General features: G+C 68.1%; 21 protein-coding genes and 1 tRNA gene. 14 read left to right on the top strand and 8 right to left on the bottom strand.

Annotation, left to right across the window (positions count from 1 at the left end):
• Window positions 1-59: 59 nt before the first annotated feature.
• From BM070_RS24005 to BM070_RS02350, 7 genes are all read right to left on the bottom strand, one after another.
• On the bottom strand, window positions 60-776 hold the full coding sequence (locus BM070_RS24005; RefSeq protein WP_139222755.1) for a hypothetical protein: 717 nt from the start codon (window positions 774-776) through the stop codon (window positions 60-62).
• 500 nt (window positions 777-1276) lie between these two features.
• Window positions 1277-4087 (bottom strand): ABC transporter permease, encoded by a 2811-nt coding sequence (locus BM070_RS02375; protein ID WP_092937186.1) that lies wholly within the window; start codon window positions 4085-4087, stop codon window positions 1277-1279.
• 62 nt (window positions 4088-4149) lie between these two features.
• Window positions 4150-5121, bottom strand: coding sequence for a helix-turn-helix transcriptional regulator (locus tag BM070_RS02370; RefSeq protein WP_092937184.1), 972 nt, complete (start codon window positions 5119-5121; stop codon window positions 4150-4152).
• A gap of 81 nt (window positions 5122-5202) precedes the next feature.
• Entirely contained in the window at window positions 5203-5907 is a 705-nt protein-coding gene (locus BM070_RS02365) for an ABC transporter ATP-binding protein (RefSeq protein WP_092937182.1), read from the bottom strand.
• Complete coding sequence (miaA, locus tag BM070_RS02360; protein ID WP_092937180.1) at window positions 5904-6896, bottom strand: tRNA (adenosine(37)-N6)-dimethylallyltransferase MiaA; 993 nt, start codon at window positions 6894-6896, stop codon at window positions 5904-5906. The genes BM070_RS02365 and miaA overlap by 4 nt, the downstream gene beginning before the upstream one ends.
• Window positions 6883-8136 (bottom strand): MFS transporter, encoded by a 1254-nt coding sequence (locus BM070_RS02355; RefSeq protein ID WP_092937178.1) that lies wholly within the window; start codon window positions 8134-8136, stop codon window positions 6883-6885. Before BM070_RS02355 ends, miaA begins: the two co-directional genes overlap by 14 nt.
• Window positions 8137-8193: 57 nt before the next feature.
• Window positions 8194-9102, bottom strand: a complete 909-nt coding sequence (locus tag BM070_RS02350; protein WP_092937176.1) for an alpha/beta hydrolase — start codon at window positions 9100-9102, stop codon at window positions 8194-8196.
• Window positions 9103-9400: 298 nt separating this feature from the next.
• Between BM070_RS02350 and BM070_RS02345 the strand changes: the two genes are divergently transcribed.
• Entirely contained in the window at window positions 9401-10345 is a 945-nt protein-coding gene (locus BM070_RS02345) for a 2-hydroxyacid dehydrogenase (RefSeq protein WP_175518393.1), read from the top strand.
• Window positions 10346-10390: 45 nt separating this feature from the next.
• Here BM070_RS02345 and BM070_RS02340 read toward each other — a convergent pair whose 3' ends face one another.
• Window positions 10391-10765, bottom strand: a complete 375-nt coding sequence (locus BM070_RS02340; protein WP_245785070.1) for a hypothetical protein — start codon at window positions 10763-10765, stop codon at window positions 10391-10393.
• A 98-nt stretch (window positions 10766-10863) separates the two neighbouring features.
• On the opposite strand from BM070_RS02340, the gene BM070_RS02335 reads away from it, so the two are divergent.
• The 13 genes from BM070_RS02335 to nuoF all read left to right on the top strand — a co-directional run bounded on the left by BM070_RS02335 (window position 10864) and on the right by nuoF (window position 22074).
• A complete protein-coding gene (locus BM070_RS02335; protein WP_092937172.1) occupies window positions 10864-12021 on the top strand; it encodes a pyridoxal phosphate-dependent aminotransferase in 1158 nt (385 codons plus the stop codon).
• A gap of 147 nt (window positions 12022-12168) precedes the next feature.
• On the top strand, window positions 12169-12435 hold the full coding sequence (gene rpsO, locus BM070_RS02330; RefSeq protein ID WP_092937170.1) for a 30S ribosomal protein S15: 267 nt from the start codon (window positions 12169-12171) through the stop codon (window positions 12433-12435).
• Window positions 12436-12649: 214 nt separating this feature from the next.
• Entirely contained in the window at window positions 12650-14914 is a 2265-nt protein-coding gene (gene pnp, locus BM070_RS02325; protein WP_092937168.1) for a polyribonucleotide nucleotidyltransferase, read from the top strand.
• Between the two features lie 90 nt (window positions 14915-15004).
• Complete coding sequence (locus tag BM070_RS02320) at window positions 15005-15997, top strand: NAD(P)H-quinone oxidoreductase (protein WP_245785069.1); 993 nt, start codon at window positions 15005-15007, stop codon at window positions 15995-15997.
• Window positions 15994-16743, top strand: a complete 750-nt coding sequence (gene tpiA / locus BM070_RS02315; RefSeq protein WP_092937319.1) for a triose-phosphate isomerase — start codon at window positions 15994-15996, stop codon at window positions 16741-16743. Before BM070_RS02320 ends, tpiA begins: the two co-directional genes overlap by 4 nt.
• A gap of 45 nt (window positions 16744-16788) precedes the next feature.
• Window positions 16789-17172, top strand: a complete 384-nt coding sequence (gene secG / locus BM070_RS02310; protein ID WP_092937164.1) for a preprotein translocase subunit SecG — start codon at window positions 16789-16791, stop codon at window positions 17170-17172.
• A 113-nt stretch (window positions 17173-17285) separates the two neighbouring features.
• Window positions 17286-17370, top strand: a tRNA-Leu gene (locus tag BM070_RS02305).
• A gap of 77 nt (window positions 17371-17447) precedes the next feature.
• Complete coding sequence (locus tag BM070_RS02300; protein WP_092937317.1) at window positions 17448-17807, top strand: NADH-quinone oxidoreductase subunit A; 360 nt, start codon at window positions 17448-17450, stop codon at window positions 17805-17807.
• A gap of 24 nt (window positions 17808-17831) precedes the next feature.
• Window positions 17832-18311: a NuoB/complex I 20 kDa subunit family protein gene (locus BM070_RS02295; protein WP_007849129.1), complete on the top strand. Its 480-nt coding sequence runs from the start codon at window positions 17832-17834 to the stop codon at window positions 18309-18311.
• A gap of 10 nt (window positions 18312-18321) precedes the next feature.
• Window positions 18322-18930, top strand: coding sequence for an NADH-quinone oxidoreductase subunit C (locus tag BM070_RS02290; protein ID WP_092937315.1), 609 nt, complete (start codon window positions 18322-18324; stop codon window positions 18928-18930).
• A gap of 26 nt (window positions 18931-18956) precedes the next feature.
• Entirely contained in the window at window positions 18957-20210 is a 1254-nt protein-coding gene (locus tag BM070_RS02285) for an NADH-quinone oxidoreductase subunit D (RefSeq protein WP_092937162.1), read from the top strand.
• The gene (nuoE, locus tag BM070_RS02280; protein ID WP_092937160.1) at window positions 20207-20722 is read left to right on the top strand and encodes an NADH-quinone oxidoreductase subunit NuoE; all 516 of its coding nucleotides are present in this window, start codon (window positions 20207-20209) and stop codon (window positions 20720-20722) included. Before BM070_RS02285 ends, nuoE begins: the two co-directional genes overlap by 4 nt.
• Complete coding sequence (gene nuoF / locus BM070_RS02275; protein WP_092937158.1) at window positions 20719-22074, top strand: NADH-quinone oxidoreductase subunit NuoF; 1356 nt, start codon at window positions 20719-20721, stop codon at window positions 22072-22074. The genes nuoE and nuoF overlap by 4 nt, the downstream gene beginning before the upstream one ends.
• Window positions 22075-22077: the final 3 nt, after the last annotated feature.

Genomic DNA, 22077 nt, shown 5'->3' with positions numbered 1-22077 from the left:
GTTAACCGGCAAGAATGCGGAGCATTTTTGTCCGCGTTGAACCGACAGTTAGGCCTTGCTCAATGCGCATATCGTTCCAGTACGAGCGAGTTCTTAACAATGCAACTATCAATTTTTAGCGCGAAGTTTTTAAGGAAATAGCTGGCGTCCACAGCTTTGCGAAGATCGTGGCTTAGGTTCTTTCCATGCGCAATTTTGTTGCGGTCATCGCGGATAGAGTGAAAGCGATCACGCTCTTGATCAGTGACGTCTACCCCAAAGATCTCAACGGCGAGCTTTGGGATATCAACTGCCTTCCAGCGAGGACGTTGCGCTACTGCCTGCTTTAGGCCGTAGAGCATAAAGCGCTGCGACGGCCATGCTAGCGAGATGTTAGCGAGAGCAGCCGTGTGCTTTCGATATCTATCCGCGCGCTGCGGCTTATAGGGAGAGCGGAGACCATTCAATGACGCGACAACTTGAGGGTCATGGTTGCGTTCCCTAAGCTGCCGCTTGATCGCAGCTTCGATTCCTTTTTCGCCACCATGAAAAGAAATCACTTCGTCAAACGCGGCAAAGAAATATGTCTCGAAGTATGAGAAAACGGAGAGAAGTAGGTTGGCGCCTAGTACGGTTGTATAGCCGTTCAATGAACGCTTCTCTGTTGAGTATGGAACCTCAGAAGCCGGGAAACTAGCATTTGTTGCTAGAAAAGCTGCAGGGTCAACTTCATGTGCGGCCAGTGCGTGTTTAAGCTGTGGCGCCGCTGTACAAACAAGCACAGCGAAGTCGAGCATTTGCTGTGAGTGCCGTCGAAGGATTACGTAAGAGTCTGTGTTGCGGATCATGTCTTGTGAGGCCTAACGTAATTTAGACCGCACCAAACCGCAGGCCATATCTGACGCTTGCAGTCTAAATTGGTGCGAAAAAACGCGGAAAGGGGCTTGTAGCCCTAGCTTGCCGGCGCGTTTGCTGCACAAAAATACAGTACTAAATTCAGCCATGAAACCGGCCTCCCCTCCTGTATTGCGCGTCGCACGGTTGCTGGACTAGGTCCGTGAGCGGATTCGTTAAAACACTATAGCCTGCGCGCCGAGCAGTGCCCACGTGCAATAGGTGCGCATGGTCGTGAAATGGCACAGCTTGCAGCATCCACGAGACATGGGGCAGCAGGAAATCGAAGGTTTTCTGGCCATCATGGCTGAATGACGGCTTTAGAGGTTGTTCTCGCTGGATGGCGGCTCAGGGCCCATAACTGTCATCGCATGGACTGGGATAGTCCGGGCTCGTAGTCCTACTACCAATCCTCCTTCACCGCCATCACCGCATCCCTCCCCGCAGCAGCCCGTCCCGCCACCCACGCAGTGACGGTACCCGCAGCCACCACCGCCCCTGCCAGCGCCACCAGCCGCTCCACCGGCACCCGCATCTCCATCGTCCAATGAAAGCTCTGCGGGTTCACCACATGCACCAGAACGGCGGCGACGGCCAGGCCCAGCAGGGTGCCGGCCAGGGCGCCGATGGCCGTCCAGGCGGCGCCTTCGCCGGCGACCACGGCCAGCACCTGCCGGCGGGTGAGGCCCAGGTGGGCCAGCAGGCCGAATTCCTTGCGGCGCGCCAGCACCTGGGCGCTGAAGCTGGCGGCCACGCCGAAGAGGCCGATGGCGATGGCCACGGCCTGCAGCCAGTAGGTGACGGCGAAGCTGCGGTCGAAGATGCCGAGCGAGCGTTCGCGGATGGCGGCGGAGGCGGCGAATTCCAGTGCGCTGCTCGCGTCCTTGCCCGCACCGCCGGCGGTCTGGCCCGGGGCTTCGGGAGCGCCCTCCGCCGCGCCGGATGGGCCGGCCGTGCGCTGCGTGGTCAGCGCGATTGCCAGCGCGGTGATCTCCTGGCGCAGCGCGGCTTCGTCCGTGCCGGGGCGGGGCCAGAGGGCCAGGTCGCTCACGCGGGCGTCGCCCGTCAGGCGCACGAAGTCGGCGCTGTCGATGGCGATGGCGCCGAACTGGCGCACGTAGTCGCGCCACACGCCTGCTACGAAAAACGTAGCTGGCTGTGCTTGTGTAGCCTGGGCTATTGGCTGGAATGATGTGGAAAGCAGGGGCCAGTCGGCGCCCACGCGCACGCCGTAGAGCTGCACCACGGCCTCGCTCACATACACGCCCACGCGGCCGGCGGGCACGGGCAGGGCGGGGCCGACCAGGGGCAGGGTCTGGGCAGCGCCGCCGCTGCCGCCGCCGCTGCTGCCGCCGGCGTTGCCTGCCGCCAGCGGCCGGGCGATGAGGGCCACGGCGGGGCGGGCCGGGTCCAGCAGCAGGCTGGTGGTGCGCAGGGCCTGCACGCGCTCGATCTGGGGCAGCCGGGCCACGGCCTGGGGCAGGCCGGCGGGCAGGGTGGCGGCGTCGTCGCCGGTGCTGCCGCCGCCGCTGCTGCTGGCCACGCGCACGTAGAGCGGCGCGGGCAGCACCGCGTCCAGCCAGGCGATGACTGAGCCGCGAAAGCTCGACACCATCACCGTGAGCGCCACGGCGAGGCTCAGCGACGCGACCACGCCCCCTACGGCCACGGCGGCGGTGCCGCGCATGCGCCGGGCGCGTTCCAGCGCCAGCAGGGGCAAGAGGCGCCGCGCCGCCAGCGGCTGCAGCGCCCGCAGCAGCCCTTGCACGGCCCAGGGCAGCAGGGCGATGCCGCCCACCAGCAGCAGGCCCACGGCCAGATAGGCGGCCAGCGGCATGCCGAAGACGGGCGGGGCGAAGGCCAGCGCCGCGCCGGCGCCCATCAGCGCCAGCCCTGGCAGGCTGCGGTGGGCCCCGCCACCTGCGGCGCCCAGGCCCTTGAGGGTCTGCGCGGGCGGCAGGCGCTGGGCCTGGCGGGCCGGCCACCAGCCGCCTGCCAGCGCGGCGGCCACGCCCAGCGCGCCGTAGAGCGCGGCGGCGGGCGCGCTCCACTGCAGCGCGGGTTGCACGCCCGAGAAATAGCCGCCGCCCAGGTCGCCGCCCAGCACGCGCAGCGCAAGCGCCGCCAGCCCGGTGCCCAGGGCGATGCCGGCCGCGCTGCCCAGCAGGCCCAGCAGGGCCGATTCGCCCAGCACCAGGGCCAGCCGCTGGCGCGGCGTGGCGCCCAGCACGGCCAGCAGCGCGAACTGCGGCGCGCGCTGCGCCACGCTGAGCGCCAGCACCGAAAAGACGAGGAACGCGCCGGTGAAGAGCGCCACCAGTGCCAGCACCGTCAGGTTGACGCGGTAGGCGTGCGAGAGGTTGCTCACGCGCTGGGCGGCATCGCCGGGCTCGGCCACGCGCACGCCGCGCGCGGCGCCGGGCAGGGCCAGCAGGGCGCGTTCGGCAGCGGCGCGGTCGGCGCCGGGGCGCAGTTGCAGGTCGATGCGGCTGAGCTGGCCGCCGCGCCCGAAGAGGTCTTGCGCGGCGCCGATGTCCATCACTGCCAGCGGCGGCCCGCCCGCTGCTACGCGCCCGGCCACGCGCACGGTGCGGCTCTGCAGGCCGGTGCGCAGGGTGAGCGTGGCGCCCTCCGCACTGTGCTGCGCGCCCGCCAGCCGCAGCGCATCGGCCGCCGCGGCATTGAGGAACACGGTGGCGGGCGAGAACAGCGCCAGCCGGTCGCCGCTGCCGCTGTCGCTGTCGCTGCCCGCGAAGGCCTGGGGCATGAGGGCCGGGGCCATGGTGGCCAGCAGCAGCGCATCGACGCCGACCACGCGCAGGGCGATGGGCGGGGCGGCGGGCGTGGCGCCTGCGGCATCGCCGGGTGCGGGTGGGCTCTGGTTCGGCGGCTGCGCCTGCGCCGACAGCTCCAGCCAGGGGCTGGCCAGCGCCACCTGCGGCAGCGCGGCGACCTGGCCGTAGAGCGCCTCGGGCAGCGCGCCCTGGGCGGGGCGCAGTTCCAGATCGGGCTGGCCGTTCACCGAGCGCACGGCCTGCGAGAACTCGTCCAGCGCCGAGGCATTGATCACATGCACCGCAAAGCCCAGCGCCACGCCCAGCATGACGGCCACGACGGCGGCGGCGCTGCGCCAGGGGTGTTGGCGCAACTCGCGCCCCGACACGGCGGCCAGCAGGCGGAGGAAGGCGGGCAGGGCAGTGGTCGGCAGGGGCATGCGGTCAGTGATGGGCTGGAGGGCGGGCGCGGCGCCGTCGCATCGGCGCCTGCCCCGGCCCATCAGTCTGCCTGACGCAAGGCCTCGATCAGCTGCGCGACGTTGGACACGCCCAGCTTTTCATAGGCGGCCCGCATCTGGTTGCGCACGGTGGCCGGCGAGCGCTGCAGCAGCGCGGCGACCTGCTTGTGGCTGTGGCCCTTGGCGGTGAGCTGGGCCACGCGGAGTTCGCCGGGCGTGAGCTCGTCGGCCGGGCAGCGTCTGCGGCTCTTGAGGAACAAAAGCCGGTGCTGGGCATGGTGGCGCAGCACCAGCGAGCGGCCCCGGTGGCAGGCCTGGCCGCGCACGAAGTCGCCCAGCGGCGCGGCAGGCAGCGCATGGCCGGTCCAGCCCGGCCATTCGGCGCGCAGCATGTCCCTGAAGGCCGGATCGGCGTGATAGATGACGCCGCGCAGGTCGGCAATGGCGGTGCCGCTGGTGGGCGGGGTCGCCGGGTGGATCTGCTGCAGGTGGATGCGGCGGTTGATGGCCAGGCCCTGCATCAGGTGCGGCGCCAACTGGTGGACGCGCTCCAGTTCATGCGGTTGGCAATGCGCTTGCGGATCGGCGCGGAACAAGGAGATCCAGTGCACGAAGTTCCGCTCCATGTCGTTGTCGGCCGTGAGGATGTTGTTGTTCTGCTTCCACCGTTCCATGAAGTGGTGGAGGTCCCGCTCTTCGCGCCGGGCGTGCGAGGCCGAGGTGTGGACCGGCACGGTGCCTCGTCGCTGGGTCATGAGGCCGGCGGCGGCGGAGTCCTGATGCTTCACGGACTCGTATTCCTCCATCATCTCGGGCGACTTGCGGAACAGGTACAGCGTGTGGACGTCGATGCCGACCGGAGTGGTGCCCGCCGTACCCCACATCGCTGCGTCGAAGGGCACGGCCGCCTGCAGCAGCTGGAGCGCTGCATCCTGGAACTCGCCGATGGAATGCTCGTGGGCGAAGTGATAGAGATGCAGCAGCAGTTCGCCAGGGTCTTGCGGTGCGGTCATGGCGTGGGCTCCAGGCTCGGTGAAAGCAGGCCCGCCCAGTATAGAAAAGCCCCGCGCATGCCGGGGGCATCGCTTTTTTTTTCAGCCGATGGCCGCGATGCCTTCGCTGCTGAGGCGCAGCACCCGATCCGCCCGCGCCGCCGCCGCTTCCGAATGCGTGACCAGCACCAGCGCCGCGCCGTGTTCGCGGGTCTGGGCGATGAGTAGGTCCATCACCCGGGCGGCGGTGCCGGGGTCGAGGTTGCCGGTGGGCTCGTCGGCCAGCAGCAGGGCGGGGCGGTGGACCAGGGCGCGGGCGATGGCCACGCGCTGCAGCTGGCCGCCGCTCAGCTGCTGCGGCAGGCGCGCGCCCAGGCCGGCCAGGCCCACGGCGTCCAGCATGTGCTCGACCCGTGCGGGGTCGTTCTCGTCCAGCAGCATCAGCGGCAGGGCCACGTTCTGGGCCACGTCCAGGTGCGGCAGCACGTGGAAGGCCTGGAAGACGAAGCCGACGTGGCGGCGGCGCCAGAGCGCGCGCTGGGTGTCGTCCAGCGTGCCCAGGTCGGTGGCGCCGGGCAGGGTGGTGATGCGGCCCGTGTCCCAGCTGTCCAGCCCGGCCAGGCAGTTGAGCAGGGTGGATTTGCCCACGCCCGAATCGCCCACGATGGCGACGAATTCGCCGCGCTGCACCTGCAGATCGACGTGGCTGAAGATGGCCGCGTCGCCGTAGCGCTTGCCCAGGCCGGTGGCGGCCAGCACGGGGCCGGGGTCTGCCGCCGCTGCCGCCATGGGCGTTGGCGTCGTCATGCGCGGTCTTCCTGCAGCAGCGCCTGCACGCGGCCCACCAGGGTGGCCGTGGCGCCCGGCGCATCGCAGGCGATGGCCTGGCGCTGGGGCATGCTGCGCAGCCAGGTGATCTGCCGCTTGGCGAGCTGGCGCGTGGCGGCGATGCCGCGTTCGCGCAGGTCGGCGGCGGGCAGGCGGCCGGTGGCGGCTTCGATGTCCAGCGCCTCCCAGGCCTGGCGGTAGCCCACGCAGCGCATGGAGGGCAGGTCGATGTGCAGGTCGCCCCGGGTGCGCAGGGCGCGCACTTCGTCGAGGAAGCCGTCCTGCAGCATGGCGTCGAAGCGCTGGGCGATGCGCTGGTGCAGCCAGGCGCGGTCGGTGGGTTCCAAGGAGAAAAGCGCTCCTGCGCCCATCCTGTCTGCGCTGTCAGCTATCTTTTTGATAGTGTGGAAGTGTGACAGGGGCTGGCCGGAGACATGCCACACCTCCAGCGCGCGCTGGATGCGCTGGCTGTCGGCGGGCGCCAGCCGGGCGGCGGTGGCGGGGTCGATGCGGGCCAGCTCGGCATGCATGGCGGGCCAGCCGATGGCGGCGGCCTGCGCTTCGAGCCGGGCGCGCACGGCGGGGTCGGCGGGCGGCATGTCGTCGATGCCGTCGATGAGCGCCTTGAAGTACAGCATGGTGCCGCCCACCAGCAGCGGCAGCGCGCCGCGTGCGCGGATCTCGCCGATGAGGCGCTGCGCGTCGGCCACGAATTCGGCGGCGCTGTAGGCCTGCAGCGGGTCGCGGATGTCGATCAGGTGGTGCGGCACGCTGGCCTGCTCGGCGGCGCTGGGCTTGGCGGTGCCGATGTCCATGCCGCGATAGACCAGGGCCGAATCGACGCTGATGATTTCCACCGGCAACGTGGGAGCGAGCGCCTGGGCGATGGCCAGCGCGCCGGCCGTCTTGCCCGAAGCGGTAGGCCCGGCCAGGGCGATGTAGGTGGGCAGGGTGTCAGCGCGGGGCATGCAGTGCTCCTGCGAAGCGCGGCACCAGCACCCACGCGATGGCGGCCAGCACCGCCGACCAGAAGGCGATGCCCTGCACCAGCGGCAGCACGGTGCCCCCCGGCTGCCTGCCCAGCCAGGCGCCGACGCCGAAGGCCGCCAGCATCATCATGAAACCGTTCAGCGCCGAGGCCACGCCGGCAGACTGCGGGAAGGGCCCGACCGCACCGCTTTGCCCGCAGGGCTGGTGGATGCCATGGCCCAGCATGAACAGGTAGAACGGCAGCAGCAGCGCCCAGGGCGATTGCCAGCCGGCCACCACGTGCAGCAGCGCCAGGCCGCAGCCGCCCGCGGCACTGAGGCCGCCCGCCAGCACCACGGTGCGCACCAGGCCCAGGCGCGCCAGCAATCGCCGGCACAGCAGCGTGCCCAGCAGATAGGCCAGCGAGGTGGACAGCAGCACCAGCCCGTAGGCCGTGCGCGACAGGCCCAGCACGTCGATGAAGGCGAAGGACGAGCTCGCCAGGAAGGTGAAGAGCCCGGCGTAGCTGGCGGTGGTCAGCAGCGAGAACGCCCAGAACGCCGGCGTGCCCAGCACGTGGCCCCAGGTGCGTGCCAGCGTGGCCGGATGCAGGGCGCGCGGGTTGCGTTGCGCCAGCGTTTCCGGCATGCGCCACGCCACCAGGGCGAGCGTGCCGGCGGCATAGGCCGTCAGCACCAGCAACGCGGCGCGGCAGCCCAGCCGTTCGGCCAGCAGTCCGCCCAGCGGCGCGCAGGCGCAGGCGACCAGGCCCAGGCCGGTCAGCGCCTTCGACATGGCGCGCGCACCGGCCAGGGGCGCATACAGGTCGCGCACGATGGCGCGGGCGCACATCACCACGGCGCCCATGGCTGCTCCCTGCGCCGTGCGCCAGAGCACCAGCTGTTCCATGGACGGTGCCATCGCGCTGCACACCGAGGCCGCGGTATAGGCGGCCAGCCCCGTCAGCAGGATGGGCCGGCGCCCGAAGCGGTCGGACAGCGGCCCCCACACCAGTTGCGACAGGCCGAAGGCCAGCAGCAGGGCGCTCAGGGTCAGGTGGGCGGAGGCGACGTTGGCGCCCAGCGCGCGGGTGAGCGCGGGCAGGGCGGGCAGGTAGAGATCGGTGGTGACCGGCTGGATGCTCAGCAGCAGGGCCAGTACGACGACGGCAAGGCCGGGTGGCAGGGCCGCTGTGCTCGGCAGCGGCTCCAGCCCAGCGGCGGCGGAAGGGGCAGGCATAGTGCGGGCGAGGGTACCAGACGGGTCGGCCCGCCCTGGCGACCTGGCCTCGCGCCGTCAGCTGCGGGTGGGCGCGGGCGTGGCGGCCACCGCCGCCGGTGGCGCCGGGGCCAGGTGCGGCGTGCCGCCGGGCAGGGGCAGCTTGAAGAAGTCGGCCAGCGCCTCGCGGTACTGCTCCTGCCCCAGGTCGTTGGTGTTGTGGTGGGTGCCGCCTTCGACCATCACGAAGCGCTTGGGCTCCTGCGCGGCCTCGTAGAGCTTGCGGCCCAGCGAGGGCAGGATGAGCCGGTCGTCGCTGCCGTGCACCACCAGCAGCGGCGAGCCGATGTGCGCCACCTTGCGGATCGATTCGAAGCGCTGCGTGATCAGCCCGGAGATGGGCAGCCAGCCCCACTTGAAGGTGCTGACCACTTCGGCGATGTTGGTGAAGGTGCCTTCGACGATGGTGCCTTTCTCGTCGGGCACCTGCGCGGCCAGGTCGATGGCGATGGCGCCGCCCAGCGAGTGGCCGAAGATGTAGCGGTCGCTCTGCGGCGCCTTCCGGGCCAGCCAGCGCCAGGCGGCGTGGGCGTCTTCGAGCGCGGTGGATTCCGACGGCAGCCCCGCGCTGCTGCGCCCGAAGCCCCGGTAATCCACGGCCAGCACCGAAAAGCCCATGTCGTGCATGCGGCGGATGCGCGGTGCCGAGCCGGTGACGTTCCAGCGTGCGCCGTGCAGGTAGAGCATCACCGGCGCGCCGGGCTGGGCGGCGGGCATCCAGAGGCCGTGGAGCTGCTCTGCCTGGGCGGTGACGGTGGAGTCGAAATCGATCCACACGTCCTGCATGCCCTCGGACAGATGCGCGCCGTTCCAGGCCCGGTCGCTGGGCTGGAAGATCCACTCGCGCTGCTTGGCGTCGAGCGCGGCGCAGCCGGCGGTGATGGCCAAGGCTGCAGCGATGGAAGAGATGAGGGGCCAGCGCTTCATGTGTAGGGCAGAGTGGCGGTGCGGCGGAAAGTTCTGGGTTAACGATTTGTTGCCGGGCGACGATGACACGGCACAGCTTGGTGCGGGCTCAGTGCAATCCCCAGCCCGCAGGCACCAGGCCATGCAAGTTCCATGCGTGGTTACCATCGGCCTTTCTCCGGCAGGGGCCGGGCTGGCGCGCTTCCTGCGCCGCCGGCTCTGTCCGCCCGTTCTTCATCATCCAATGGCTCCGCAGCCTAGGCTGGATCAGCGCTGCATGCTATGAATACTGAAGCGTCCGCGCTTCTGGAGTGCCCCCGTGACCACCACCCCCAAGATTGCCCTGCTGTCGCTGCACACGCTCACGCCCGGGCACCAGGCGCAGATCGCCGAGCGCTATGACCTCCACTACGCCCCCACGCCGGCCGAACGCACGGCCGCCATCGCCACCCAGGGCCATCGCTTCCGCGCCGTGCTGACGGTGGGCGCCACGGGCCTGTCGGCGCAGGAGATCGAGGCCATGCCCGCGCTGGAGCTGATCTGCGCCCTGGGCGCGGGCTACGAGAACATCGCGGTGGACGCGGCCCGCGCGCGCGGCATCGCCCTGGGCACGGGCGCCGGCACCAACGACGACTGCGTGGCCGACCATGCCTTCGGCCTGCTGATCGGCATCGTGCGCGGCCTGCGGCCCATGGACCGCCTGTGCCGCGAAGGCGTCTGGCGCGACGCCATCGGCCTGCCGCCCAACGTGTCGGGCAAGCGCCTGGGCATCTTCGGCCTGGGGGCCATCGGCCAGAAGATCGCCCGCCGCGCCGCCGCCTTCGATATGCCCATCGGCTACCACAACCGCCAGCCGCGCGCGGGCGTGGAGCACCGCTATTTCGACAGCCTGCAGGCGCTCGCCGAATGGTGCGACGTGCTGGTGTGCGCCACGCCTGGCGGCCCGGCCACCCGCCACAAGGTGGATGCCGCCGTGCTCGACGCGCTGGGCCCGCAGGGCTATCTGGTGAACATCTCGCGCGGCAGCGTGGTGGACACGGCCGCGCTGGCGCAGGCCCTGCGCGAACAGCGCATCGCCGGCGCCGGGCTGGACGTGTATGAAAGCGAACCTGCGCCGCCCGAGGCGCTGATCGCGCTGGACAACGTGCTGCTCACCCCGCACCTGGGCGGCTGGTCGCCCGAGGCCGTGCAGCGCAGCGTGGACCAGTTCCTGGCCAATGCCGAGGGGCACTTCGCCGGGCGCGGCGTGGTGTCGCCGATCTGATCTGATGCCGCAGGCCCGGCGGGCCTGATTGGTGCCCTGCGCCCGTCAGGGCTTGGCGTAGCCCAGGCAGGCGCCCGCGTTGGGCAGGCCCTTGCATTCGCGCTTCAGGCGCCGGTCGCGCTGCGCGGGCGTCTCCTGCGAACCGCCGGTGGCCGAAGGCTTGATGCGCAGGCGCTCCTGGTTGACGGCCCTTCTCTGCTTCTTGTCGTGGTTGGGCCGCACCGACTCGCCCGCGGCTTCGTCCTGCGATGCGGACGAACTCCGGGCATGGGCCTGCGGCATCGCGGCCAGCCAGATCGCCAGGGCCGCGGCCGCCAGAGGCAGGGCGGCCCACAGACGGATTCGAGAGGCTTTCAGGCCGGCGGGCATGGACTGCGCTGCCGGGTACGCTGCGTGCTTCGGGTGTCGGGTCGTTGGCATGGGGGTGTCCCTCCTGTGCCGCAATATAGTGCGGGCGCCGCCTTCTGTTCCATCGCGCCCGTCTTTTCTTTCTCCCCTTCCTCCCATCACCTCCATCCATGCGCCACACGCTCGCCACCCTGCAGGAATCCCGTATCCGTGAAGTCGCCAACGCCGGCATGGGCCGCAGCGACGTGCTGCCGTTCTGGTTCGGCGAAAGCGACGAGGTCACGCCGCAGGTGATCCGCGACGCGGCCATCGCATCGCTTCAGCGCGGCGAGACCTTCTATTCGCACAACCTGGGCCTGCTGGAACTGCGCGAGCAGATCGCCGCCTACGCCAGCCGGCTGCACGGCCCGGTGGGCGTGGAGCGCATCGCCGTCACCTCCGGCGGCGTGAACGCGCTGATGCTGGCCATGCAGGCGCTCCTGGATGCGGGCGACGAGGCCGTCGCCGTGACCCCGGTCTGGCCCAACCTCACGGCCCAGCCGCTGGTGATGGGCGCGCGCCTGCGCTGCGTGCCGCTGCGCCCGCAGGCGGACGGCCTCTGGGCGCTCGACCTGCCCGCGCTGCTGGCGGCCATCACGCCGGCCACGCGCCTGCTGATCCTGAATGCGCCCAACAATCCCACGGGCTGGACGCTGTCGGCCGAGGAGCAGCGCGCCATCCTGGCCCACTGCCGCAGCACCGGCACCTGGGTGCTGGCCGACGAGGTCTATGAACGCCTCTACTACGAGCCCACGGCCAACGGCTGCGCGCCGAGCTTTCTCGACATCGCCGAGCCCGAGGACCGGCTGGTGGTGGTGCAGAGCTTTTCCAAGGGCTTTCTCATGACCGGCTGGCGCCTGGGCTGGCTGGTGATGCCGCCCTCGCTCACGCACCACATGGGCAAGCTGGTGGAGTTCAACACCTCCTGCATCAGCGTGTTCACCCAGCGCGCCGGCCTGGCCGCGCTGGCGCACGAGGCCGACATCACGCCCCGCGTGGTCGCCCACCTGCGCGCCTGCCGCGACACCCTGGTGCCCCTGCTGCAGGCGCTGCCCGGCGTGACCGTCGCGCCGGCCCGCGGCGGCATGTATGCCTTCTTCCGCATCGAGGGGCACAGCGACTCGCTGGCGCTCGCCAAGCGCCTGGTGGCCGAGGCCGGCCTGGGTCTCGCGCCCGGCGTGGCCTTCGGCGACGAGGCCGAGGGCTGGCTGCGCTGGTGCTTCGCCTCCCAGGACGCCAGCCGGCTGGTGCAGGGGGTGGAGCGGCTCAAAAAGTGGCTCGGGGTATAATCGACCGGTTTTGCATGGTGCAAGACGCACGCCGGTGGCCGTTCCAGCTGCCAGCGCAAGTAAACCGGGGGCGCCACGGCGCTGTCTGCGGCTCTTGATCAATCGAGAGCCCCAGCCGCACCGCCGCTTCCATACAAAGGAAATCCAATGATCGCATCCTCCATCAAGGCCGAAGTCGTCAAGGCCAACGCCCGCGCCGCCAATGACACCGGTAGCCCCGAAGTCCAAGTGGCCCTGCTGACGGCCCGTATCAACGAGCTGACCCCCCACTTCAAGCAACACGCCAAGGACCACCACGGTCGCCGCGGCCTGCTGCGCATGGTGAGCCGCCGCCGCAAGCTGCTGGACTACCTGAAGGCCAAGGACGCAGACCGCTACACGGCGCTGATCGCCAAGCTGGGTCTGCGCAAGTAAGCGCATTCGCATGACGAAACGCCTGGGTTAGCACGCTAGCTCAGGCGTTTTTTACTTCGGAGACGCAAAAGCAGAGCGAAGCTGTGTCATTCCAATGGCCCTGGGGCACCCGCCCGGGCCGCAGGTCCACTGGAATGGCATCGTGTTCTGATTTGCCTCCGGCCCTTGCTGGCTGCGCGCAGCCAGCTATCAAAAAAGAAGCATAGGAAACCGCATGACCATCTTCAACAAAGTCACCAAGTCCTTCCAGTGGGGCGACAAGACCGTCGTCATGGAAACCGGCGAAATCGCCCGCCAGGCCAATGGCGCCGTGCTGGTCGAGATCGACGGCACCGTCATCCTCGCCACCGTGGCGGCCTCCAAGTCGGCCAAGCCCGGCCAGGACTTCTTCCCGCTGACCGTGGACTACATCGAGAAGACCTACGCCGCCGGCAAGATCCCCGGCAGCTTCTTCAAGCGCGAAGCCAAGCCCAGCGAACACGAAACGCTGACCAGCCGCCTGATCGACCGCCCGATCCGTCCGCTGTTCCCCGAAGGCTTCCTGAACGAAGTCCACGTGGTCGTCCACACCGTCTCGCTCAACCCCGAAGTCGATGCCGACATCGCCGCCATGATCGGCGTGAGCGCTGCGCTGGCCATCTCCGGCATCCCGTTCAGCGGCCCCATCGGCGCTGCACGCGTGGGCTACATCAACGGCCAGTACGTGCTGAACCCCGGCCAGACGGCCCGCAAGAACTCGCAGATGGACCTGGTCGTCGCCGGCACCGAAGCCGCCGTGCTGATGGTCGAATCCGAAGCCCAGCAACTCAGCGAAGAAATCATGCTGGGCGGCGTGGTGTTCGGCCACGAACAGGCCAGCATCGCCATCAACGCCATCCATGAACTGGTGCGCGAAGCCGGCAAGCCCGTGTGGGACTGGCAGCCGCCCGCCGAAGACGAAGCCTTCGTCGCCAAGGTCAAGGAACTGGCCGAAGACAAGCTGCGCGCCGTCTATCAGATCCGCAGCAAGCAAGCCCGCACGCAAGCCCTGCGCGAAGCCAACGCCAGCGTGATGGAAGCCCTCAAGGCCAGCGGCGAGCCCTTCGACGCCGGCAAGGTCGGCGACCTGCTGTTCGCCATCGAATCGAAGATCGTGCGCAGCCAGATCCTGGCCGGCGAGCCCCGTATCGACGGCCGCGACACCCGCACCGTGCGCCCCATCGAGATCCGCAACTCCGTGCTGCCCCGCACGCACGGCTCGGCCCTGTTCACGCGCGGCGAAACGCAGGCGCTGGTGATCTCCACGCTGGGCACCGAACGCGACGCGCAGCGCATCGACGCGCTGGCCGGCGAGTTCGAAGACCGCTTCATGTTCCACTACAACATGCCTCCCTTCGCCACCGGCGAAGTGGGCCGCATGGGCTCCACCAAGCGCCGCGAGATCGGCCACGGCCGTCTGGCCAAGCGCGCCCTGGTAGCCGTGCTGCCGACCAAGGAAGAATTCCCCTACACCATCCGCGTGGTGTCGGAGATCACCGAATCGAACGGTTCCTCGTCGATGGCTTCCGTCTGCGGCGGCTGCCTGTCGATGATGGACGCCGGCGTGCCGATGAAGGCCCACGTGGCCGGCATCGCCATGGGCCTGATCAAGGAAGACAACCGCTTCGCCGTGCTGACCGACATCCTGGGCGATGAAGATCACCTGGGCGACATGGACTTCAAGGTGGCCGGCACGACCGACGGCATCACCGCCCTGCAGATGGACATCAAGATCCAGGGCATCACCAAGGAAATCATGCAGGTCGCCCTGGCCCAGGCCAAGGAAGCGCGCATGCACATCCTGGGCAAGATGCAGGAAGCCATGGGCGAAGCCAAGGCCGAAGTCTCGAACTTCGCGCCCAAGCTCTACACGATGAAGATCAACCCCGAGAAGATCCGTGACGTGATCGGCAAGGGCGGCGCCGTGATCCGCGCGCTGACCGAAGAGACCGGCTGCCAGATCAACATCGAGGAAGACGGCACCATCACCATCGCCGCCACCGACAACGCCAAGGCCGACGAGGCCAAGAAGCGCATCGAGCAGATCACGGCCGAAGTCGAGATCGGCAAGATCTACGAAGGCCCGATCGTCAAGATCCTGGACTTCGGCGCGCTGATCAACCTGCTGCCCGGCAAGGACGGTCTGCTGCACATCAGCCAGATCGCCCACGAGCGCGTGGAAAAGGTCACCGACTACCTGACCGAAGGCCAGATCGTCAAGGTCAAGGTGCTCGAGACGGACGAAAAGGGCCGCGTCAAGCTGTCCATGAAGGCCCTGACCGAGCGTCCGGCCGGCGATTTCGGCGGCCGTCCTGAGCGCGCCGAACGCGGCGAGCGCAGCGACCGTGGTGATCGCGGCGACCGTGGCGACCGTGCAGAGCGCGGCGAACGCCGTGACGGCGGCCGCGCCGAGCAGGCTGCCCCCGCAGCCGGCTCCGACGCCGGTTCACACAACGCCTGATTGCTACAGGAATGAGAGCTTCCAGCGCCCGCTAGACGGGCGCCGGAGGCCTTTTTCGTTTTCATCAAGGTCATCGTCATGAACCGTGTCATGCGTGTTGTCGAAATCGCGGCCTTCGGACCTCCCGAAGGCCTGCGGCTGGCCGAGCGCCCGGTGCCCGTGCCGGGTGCGGGCGAGTTGCTGATCCGCGTGGCGGCCAGCGGCATCAACCGCCCCGACGTGCTGCAGCGCAAGGGCCATTACGCACCGCCGCCCGGCGCCTCCGATCTGCCGGGGCTGGAAGTGGCGGGCGTGATCGAGTCCGGCGACGCCGAGGCCATGGCCCAGGCGGGCCTCGCCGTCGGCGACCGCGTCTGCGCGCTGCTGGCCGGTGGCGGCTGTGCCGAATGGTGCGTGGCGCCCGTGGCCCAGTGCCTGCCCGTGCCGCAAGGCCTGGGCGACGTCGAGGCGGCTTCGCTGCCCGAGACGTTCTTCACGGTGTGGAGCAACGTGTTCGACCGCGGCCGCCTGCAGTCCGGCGAGGTGCTGCTGGTGCAGGGCGGCAGCAGCGGCATCGGCGTCACGGCGATCCAGCTGGCCCGCGCACGCGGCGCCACGGTGATCGTGACGGCCGGCAGCGACGAGAAGTGCGCCGCCTGCCTGTCGCTGGGTGCGCATCACGCCATAAACTACAAGACGCACGATTTCGTCGCCGAGGTCCGGCGCATCACCGAAGGCCGCGGGGCCGACGTGATCCTGGACATGGTGGCGGGCTCGTACGTCGCACGCGAGGTGGAATGCCTGGCGGAAGATGGCCGCCTGGTCATCATCGCTGTGCAGGGTGGGGTGAAGGCCGAGTTCGACGCCAGCCTGGTGCTGCGCCGCCGGCTCGTCATCACCGGCTCCACGCTGCGCCCGCGCCCGGTGGCGTTCAAGGGCGCCATCGCGCGCGCCCTGCGCGAAGAGGTCTGGCCGCTGGTGGCTTCGGGCGCGGTGCGTCCGGTGATCCACAGCACGCTCGATGCCTCGCAGGCCGCCGAGGCGCACGCCTTGATGGAATCCAACCAACACATTGGCAAGATCGTCTTGACGTGGACCGCATGAAAAAGAAACTGATTGCCGGCAACTGGAAGATGAACGGCGGCCTGGCCGCCAACCAGGCGCTGCTGACGGCGCTGCTCGATGGCCTGAAGGCGCAGCCGCCGGTCTGCGGCGTGGCCGTCGCCGTGCCTGCCGCCTATCTGGCGCAGGTGCAGTCGCTGGTGGCGGGCTCCGCCATCGCGCTGGCTGCGCAGGATGTCTCCAGCCAGGAATCCGGCGCCTTCACCGGCGAGATCTCGGCGGGCATGCTGCGCGACTTCGGCACGCGCTATGCGCTGGTCGGCCATTCGGAGCGCCGCCAATACCACGGCGAAACCGACGAGCTCGTCGCGGCCAAGGCCCAGCGCGCGCTGGCGGCGGGCATCACTCCCATCGTCTGCGTGGGCGAGACGCTGGCCGAGCGCGAAGCGGGGCAGACCGAGGCGGTCGTCAAGCGCCAGCTGGCGGCGGTGATCCACCTCAACGGCCACTGCATCAGCGAGATCGTGGTGGCTTACGAGCCCGTCTGGGCCATCGGCACCGGCCGCACGGCCACGCCGGCGCAGGCGCAGGAGGTCCATGCGGTGCTGCGTGCCCAGCTGGCTGCGGCCACGGAACACGCGCAGCGCATTCCGCTGCTCTACGGCGGCAGCATGAACGCGGCCAACGCCGCGCAGCTGCTGGCGGAAAACGATATCGATGGCGGTCTGGTGGGCGGCGCTTCGCTCAAGGCGGCTGACTTTTTGCAAATCATCGCTGCGGCGGGCTGACAGCCCGGCATCCGCAGACATTCATCCATTCGGGAGTATTGAAGAATGAACATCTTGGTGAACGTGATCCTTGCCGTGCAGATGCTGACGGCCCTGGGCATGATCGGTCTGATCCTCATCCAGCACGGCAAGGGTGCCGACATGGGCGCGGCCTTCGGCAGCGGCGGCTCCGGCAGCCTGTTCGGTGCCAGCGGCAGCGCGAACTTCCTCTCGCGCACGACGGCCGTGCTCGCCGGCGTCTTCTTCGTGGCGACGCTGGCGCTGGCCTATTTCGGCCACGCCCGCCCCACCAGCACCGGTAGCGTGCTGGAAGGCACGCCGGCGGCTGCAGTGCCTGCCGCCGCGAGCTCGGCTGCATCGGTTCCTGCGTCCGTTCCCGCCGCTCCTGCTGCCCCGGCTTCCGGCGCTGGCCAGATTCCGACCAAATAAACGCATCAACCGCCCCAAATTGCCTGGGGCGGTCGCAATTCCGGAGTAGAATTGCGGACTGTCTGGACAAGCCAAACCGCAAGGTTCCTCATGCCATCCAGATACATAAATCAGCCGTCGTGGTGAAATTGGTAGACACGCTATCTTGAGGGGGTAGTGGCGAAAGCTGTGCGAGTTCGAGTCTCGCCGACGGCACCAATACAAAAAAGGCCGCCCTCACACGCTCTGCAATGGAGCATGTGCAGGCCGGCCTCAGCGGTGAGCAAATCCTCCAGATGAACCTCGATCAGTACCTCCCCGTTCTTCTGTTCATTTTGGTCGGCATGGGTGTCGGCGTGGTTCCTCTGGTATTGGGCTACGTGCTCGGCCCCAATCGCCCTGATGCGGCGAAAAACTCCCCCTATGAATGCGGCTTCGAAGCCTTCGAAGATGCCCGCATGAAGTTCGACGTTCGGTACTACCTCGTCGCCATCCTCTTCATTCTTTTCGATCTGGAAATCGCCTTTCTCTTCCCCTGGGCCATCGCCCTGCAGGATGTGGGTCTGGCGGGATTCATTGCCGTGGTGATCTTTCTGGCCATCCTCGTCGTGGGCTTTGCCTACGAGTGGAAAAAAGGTGCGCTGGATTGGGAATGAACGGCCAGAAAAGAGGAAGACACGATGATTGAAGGCGTGATGAAGGAAGGCTTCATCACCACGAGTTACGACTCCGTGGTGAATTGGGCCAAGACTGGCTCGCTCTGGCCCATGACCTTCGGTCTGGCCTGCTGCGCGGTCGAGATGATGCATGCGGCTGCCGCGCGCTACGACATCGGCCGCTTCGGCGCCGAAGTGTTCCGCGCCAGTCCGCGCCAGTCCGACCTGATGATCGTGGCAGGCACGCTGTGCAACAAGATGGCTCCCGCGCTGCGCAAGGTCTATGACCAGATGTCCGAGCCCCGCTGGGTGCTCTCCATGGGCTCGTGCGCCAACGGCGGTGGCTACTACCACTACAGCTATTCGGTCGTGCGGGGTTGCGACCGTATCGTGCCCGTCGATGTCTATGTGCCGGGCTGCCCCCCGACGGCCGAAGCCCTGATCTACGGCATCATCCAGCTGCAGCAGAAGATCCGCCGCACCAATACCATCGCTCGCGTCTGAAGGGTTGATGATGACTGCTATTGCCATTCGCCCCGAAGCACTTCGGGATGTGATCGCTGCTGCCCTGGGCGACAAGGTCCGCTCGCTGACCATCGCGCTGGAAGAGGTGACGGTGCTGGTCTCGGCATCCGACTACCTCGCTGCCATGCAGATCCTGCGCGACGCCCCCGGTTGCCGCTTCGAGCAGCTGGTCGATCTGTGCGGCGTGGACTACTCGGCCTACCGTGAAGTCGGCGTCGAGGGCTCGCGCTACTGCGTGGTCTCGCACCTGCTGTCCGTGAGCCTGAACCAGCGCGTGCGCGTCAAGGTGTTCTGCCCGGACGACGACCTGCCGGTCGTGCCCTCGGTGGCCGAACTCTGGAACTCCGCCAACTGGTACGAGCGCGAGGCGTTCGACCTGTACGGCATCGTGTTCGACGGCCACAACGACCTGCGCCGCATCCTGACCGACTACGGCTTCATCGGCCACCCGTTCCGCAAGGACTTCCCGCTGTCGGGCCATGTCGAGATGCGCTACGACGCCGAGCAGCGGCGCGTGGTGTACGAGCCAGTGACGATCGAGCCGCGCGAGGTGACCCCGCGCATCATCCGCGAAGACAATTACGGAGGCCTGCATTGAGGCGCTGCGGCGCCCGGTGATCCATCATGGCTGAAATCAAGAACTATTCCCTGAACTTCGGGCCCCAGCATCCGGCCGCCCACGGCGTGCTGCGTCTGGTGCTGGAGCTCGACGGCGAAGTCGTCCAACGCGCCGACCCCCACATCGGCCTGCTGCACCGCGCGACGGAAAAGCTCGCCGAGCACAAGACCTTCATCCAGTCGCTGCCCTACATGGACCGGCTGGACTACGTCTCGATGATGTGCAACGAGCACGCCTACTGCCTGGCCATCGAGAAGCTGCTGGGCATCGACGTGCCCCTGCGTGCGCAGTACATCCGCGTGATGTTCTCCGAGATCACGCGCCTGCTGAACCACCTGATGTGGCTGGGCTCGCACGGCAACGACTGCGGCAGCTCCACCATCCTGATCTATACCTTCCGCGAGCGCGAAGACCTGTTCGACATGTACGAAGCCGTGTCCGGCGCGCGCATGCATGCGGCGTACTTCCGTCCGGGCGGCGTGTACCGCGACCTGCCGGACAGCATGCCGCAGTACAAGGTGAACAAGATCCGCAACGCCAAGGCCATCGAGGCGCTGAACCAGAACCGCAGCGGTTCCCTGCTGGACTTCATCGACGACTTCACGCAGCGCTTCCCCAAGTGCGTGGACGAGTACGAAACCCTGCTGACCGACAACCGCATCTGGAAGCAGCGCACGGTCGGCATCGGCGTGGTGACGCCCGAGCGTGCCCTGAACCTGGGCATGACGGGCCCGATGATCCGCGGCTCCGGCATCGCCTGGGACCTGCGCAAGAAGCAGCCCTACGACGCCTACGACCGTGTCGATTTCGACATCCCCGTCGGCAAGACCGGCGACTGCTACGACCGCTATCTGGTGCGTGTGCAGGAAATGCGCGAGTCCAACCGCATCATCAAGCAGTGCGTGGACTGGCTCAAGGCCAACCCGGGCCCGGTCATCACCGACAACCACAAGGTGGCGCCGCCCTCGCGCGAATCCATGAAGTCCAACATGGAAGAGCTGATCCACCACTTCAAGCTCTTCACCGAAGGTTTCCGCGTGCCCGAAGGCGAGGCCTATGCCGCCGTCGAGCACCCCAAGGGCGAGTTCGGCATCTACCTGGTGAGCGATGGCGCCAACAAGCCCTACCGCCTGAAGATCCGCGCTCCTGGCTTCGCCCATCTGGCGACGCTCGACGAGATGGCCCGCGGGCACATGATTGCCGACGCCGTGGCCATCATCGGCACCATGGATATCGTGTTCGGAGAGATTGACCGATGATTACCGATGCGACCAAGGCGCGCTTTGCGCGCGAAGTGGCGAAGTACCCCGCCGAGCAGAAGCAGTCCGCCGTGATGGCCTGTCTGTCCATCGTCCAGCAGGAGCAGGGCTGGGTCAGCGCCGACAGCGAAGCCGTCATCGCCGAATACCTCGGCATGCCGCAGATCGCCGTGCACGAAGTCACGACGTTCTACAACATGTACAACCAGCAGCCTACGGGCAAGTACAAGCTGAACGTCTGCACGAACCTGCCTTGCCAGCTGCGCGACGGCCAGAAGGCCCTGCACCACCTGGAAAAGAAGCTCGGCATCTCCATGGGCGAGACCACGGCCGACGGCTTGTTCACGCTGCAGCAGTGCGAATGCCTGGGCGCCTGCGCCGACGCGCCGGTGATGCTGGTCAACGACCGCACCATGTGCAGCTTCATGGACAACGAAAAGCTCGACCAGCTCGTGGACGGCCTGCGCCAGGCCGAAGGCCCCGCTCCTGGCCGTGTGGGGGAAAGCGCATGACGACGCCAGCACAGATCCTCTCGCAGTTCCAGGCCACGGGCGTCCAGACCTGCTTCCACGACCGCCACATCGAGCCGCAGATCTATGCGGGCCTCGACGGCACGAACTGGAGCATCAAGGACTACGAAGCGCGCGGCGGCTACCAGGCCCTGCGCAAGCTGCTGGGCACCGACGGCGGCGAGCCGATGACGCAGGACCAGGTCATCGCCACCGTCAAGGAATCCGGCCTGCGCGGCCGCGGCGGCGCGGGCTTCCCGACCGGCCTGAAGTGGAGCTTCATGCCCCGCTCGTTCCCGGGCCAGAAGTACCTCGTCTGCAATTCCGACGAAGGCGAGCCGGGCACCTGCAAGGACCGCGACATCCTGCAGTTCAACCCGCATATCGTCATCGAAGGCATGATCATCGCGGCCTACGCGATGGGCATCACGGTGGGCTACAACTACATCCACGGCGAGATCTTCCAGACCTACGAACGCTTCGAGGAAGCGCTGGAAGAGGCACGCGCCGCGGGCTATCTGGGCGACAACATCCTGGGCAGCAGCTTCAGCTTCCAGCTGCATGCGGCCCACGGCTTCGGCGCCTACATCTGCGGCGAAGAGACCGCGCTGCTGGAATCGCTCGAAGGCAAGAAGGGCCAGCCGCGCTTCAAGCCGCCGTTCCCGGCCAGCTTCGGCCTCTACGGCAAGCCCACCACGATCAACAACACCGAGACCTTCGCCGCGGTGCCCTGGATCATCCGCAACGGCGGCGCGGCCTACCTGGCCTGCGGCAAGCCGAACAACGGCGGCACCAAGATCTTCTCGGTGTCCGGCGACGTGGAAAAGCCCGGCAACTACGAAGTGCCCATGGGTACGCCCTTTGCCAAGCTCCTGGAGCTGGCCGGTGGCGTGCGCAAGGGCCGCCAGCTCAAGGCCGTGATCCCCGGCGGCTCGTCCGCCCCGGTGCTGCCCGCTTCCATCATCATGGAATGCACGATGGACTACGACTCCATCGCCAAGGCCGGCTCCATGCTGGGTTCCGGCGCCGTGATCGTCATGGACGATTCCCGCAGCATGGTCGAGAGCCTGCTGCGCCTGTCGTACTTCTACTCGCACGAGTCGTGCGGGCAGTGCACGCCCTGCCGCGAAGGCACGGGCTGGATGTGGCGGGTGATCGACCGCATCCAGCACAACGCCGGCCGCGAAGGCGATCTGGATCTGCTGAACTCGGTGGCCGACAACATCCAGGGCCGCACGATCTGCGCCCTGGGCGACGCAGCGGCCATGCCGGTGCGCGCCATGATCAAGCACTTCCGACCTGAATTCGAAGCGCTGATCCGCCAACAGACCCCCCAGGCGCCTGCCTCTGCCTGACCT

The sequence above is a fragment of the Paracidovorax wautersii genome (genome assembly GCF_900113035.1).
Classification (GTDB): domain Bacteria; phylum Pseudomonadota; class Gammaproteobacteria; order Burkholderiales; family Burkholderiaceae_C; genus Paracidovorax; species Paracidovorax wautersii.
This window is presented reverse-complemented; position numbering and strand designations above follow the sequence as displayed.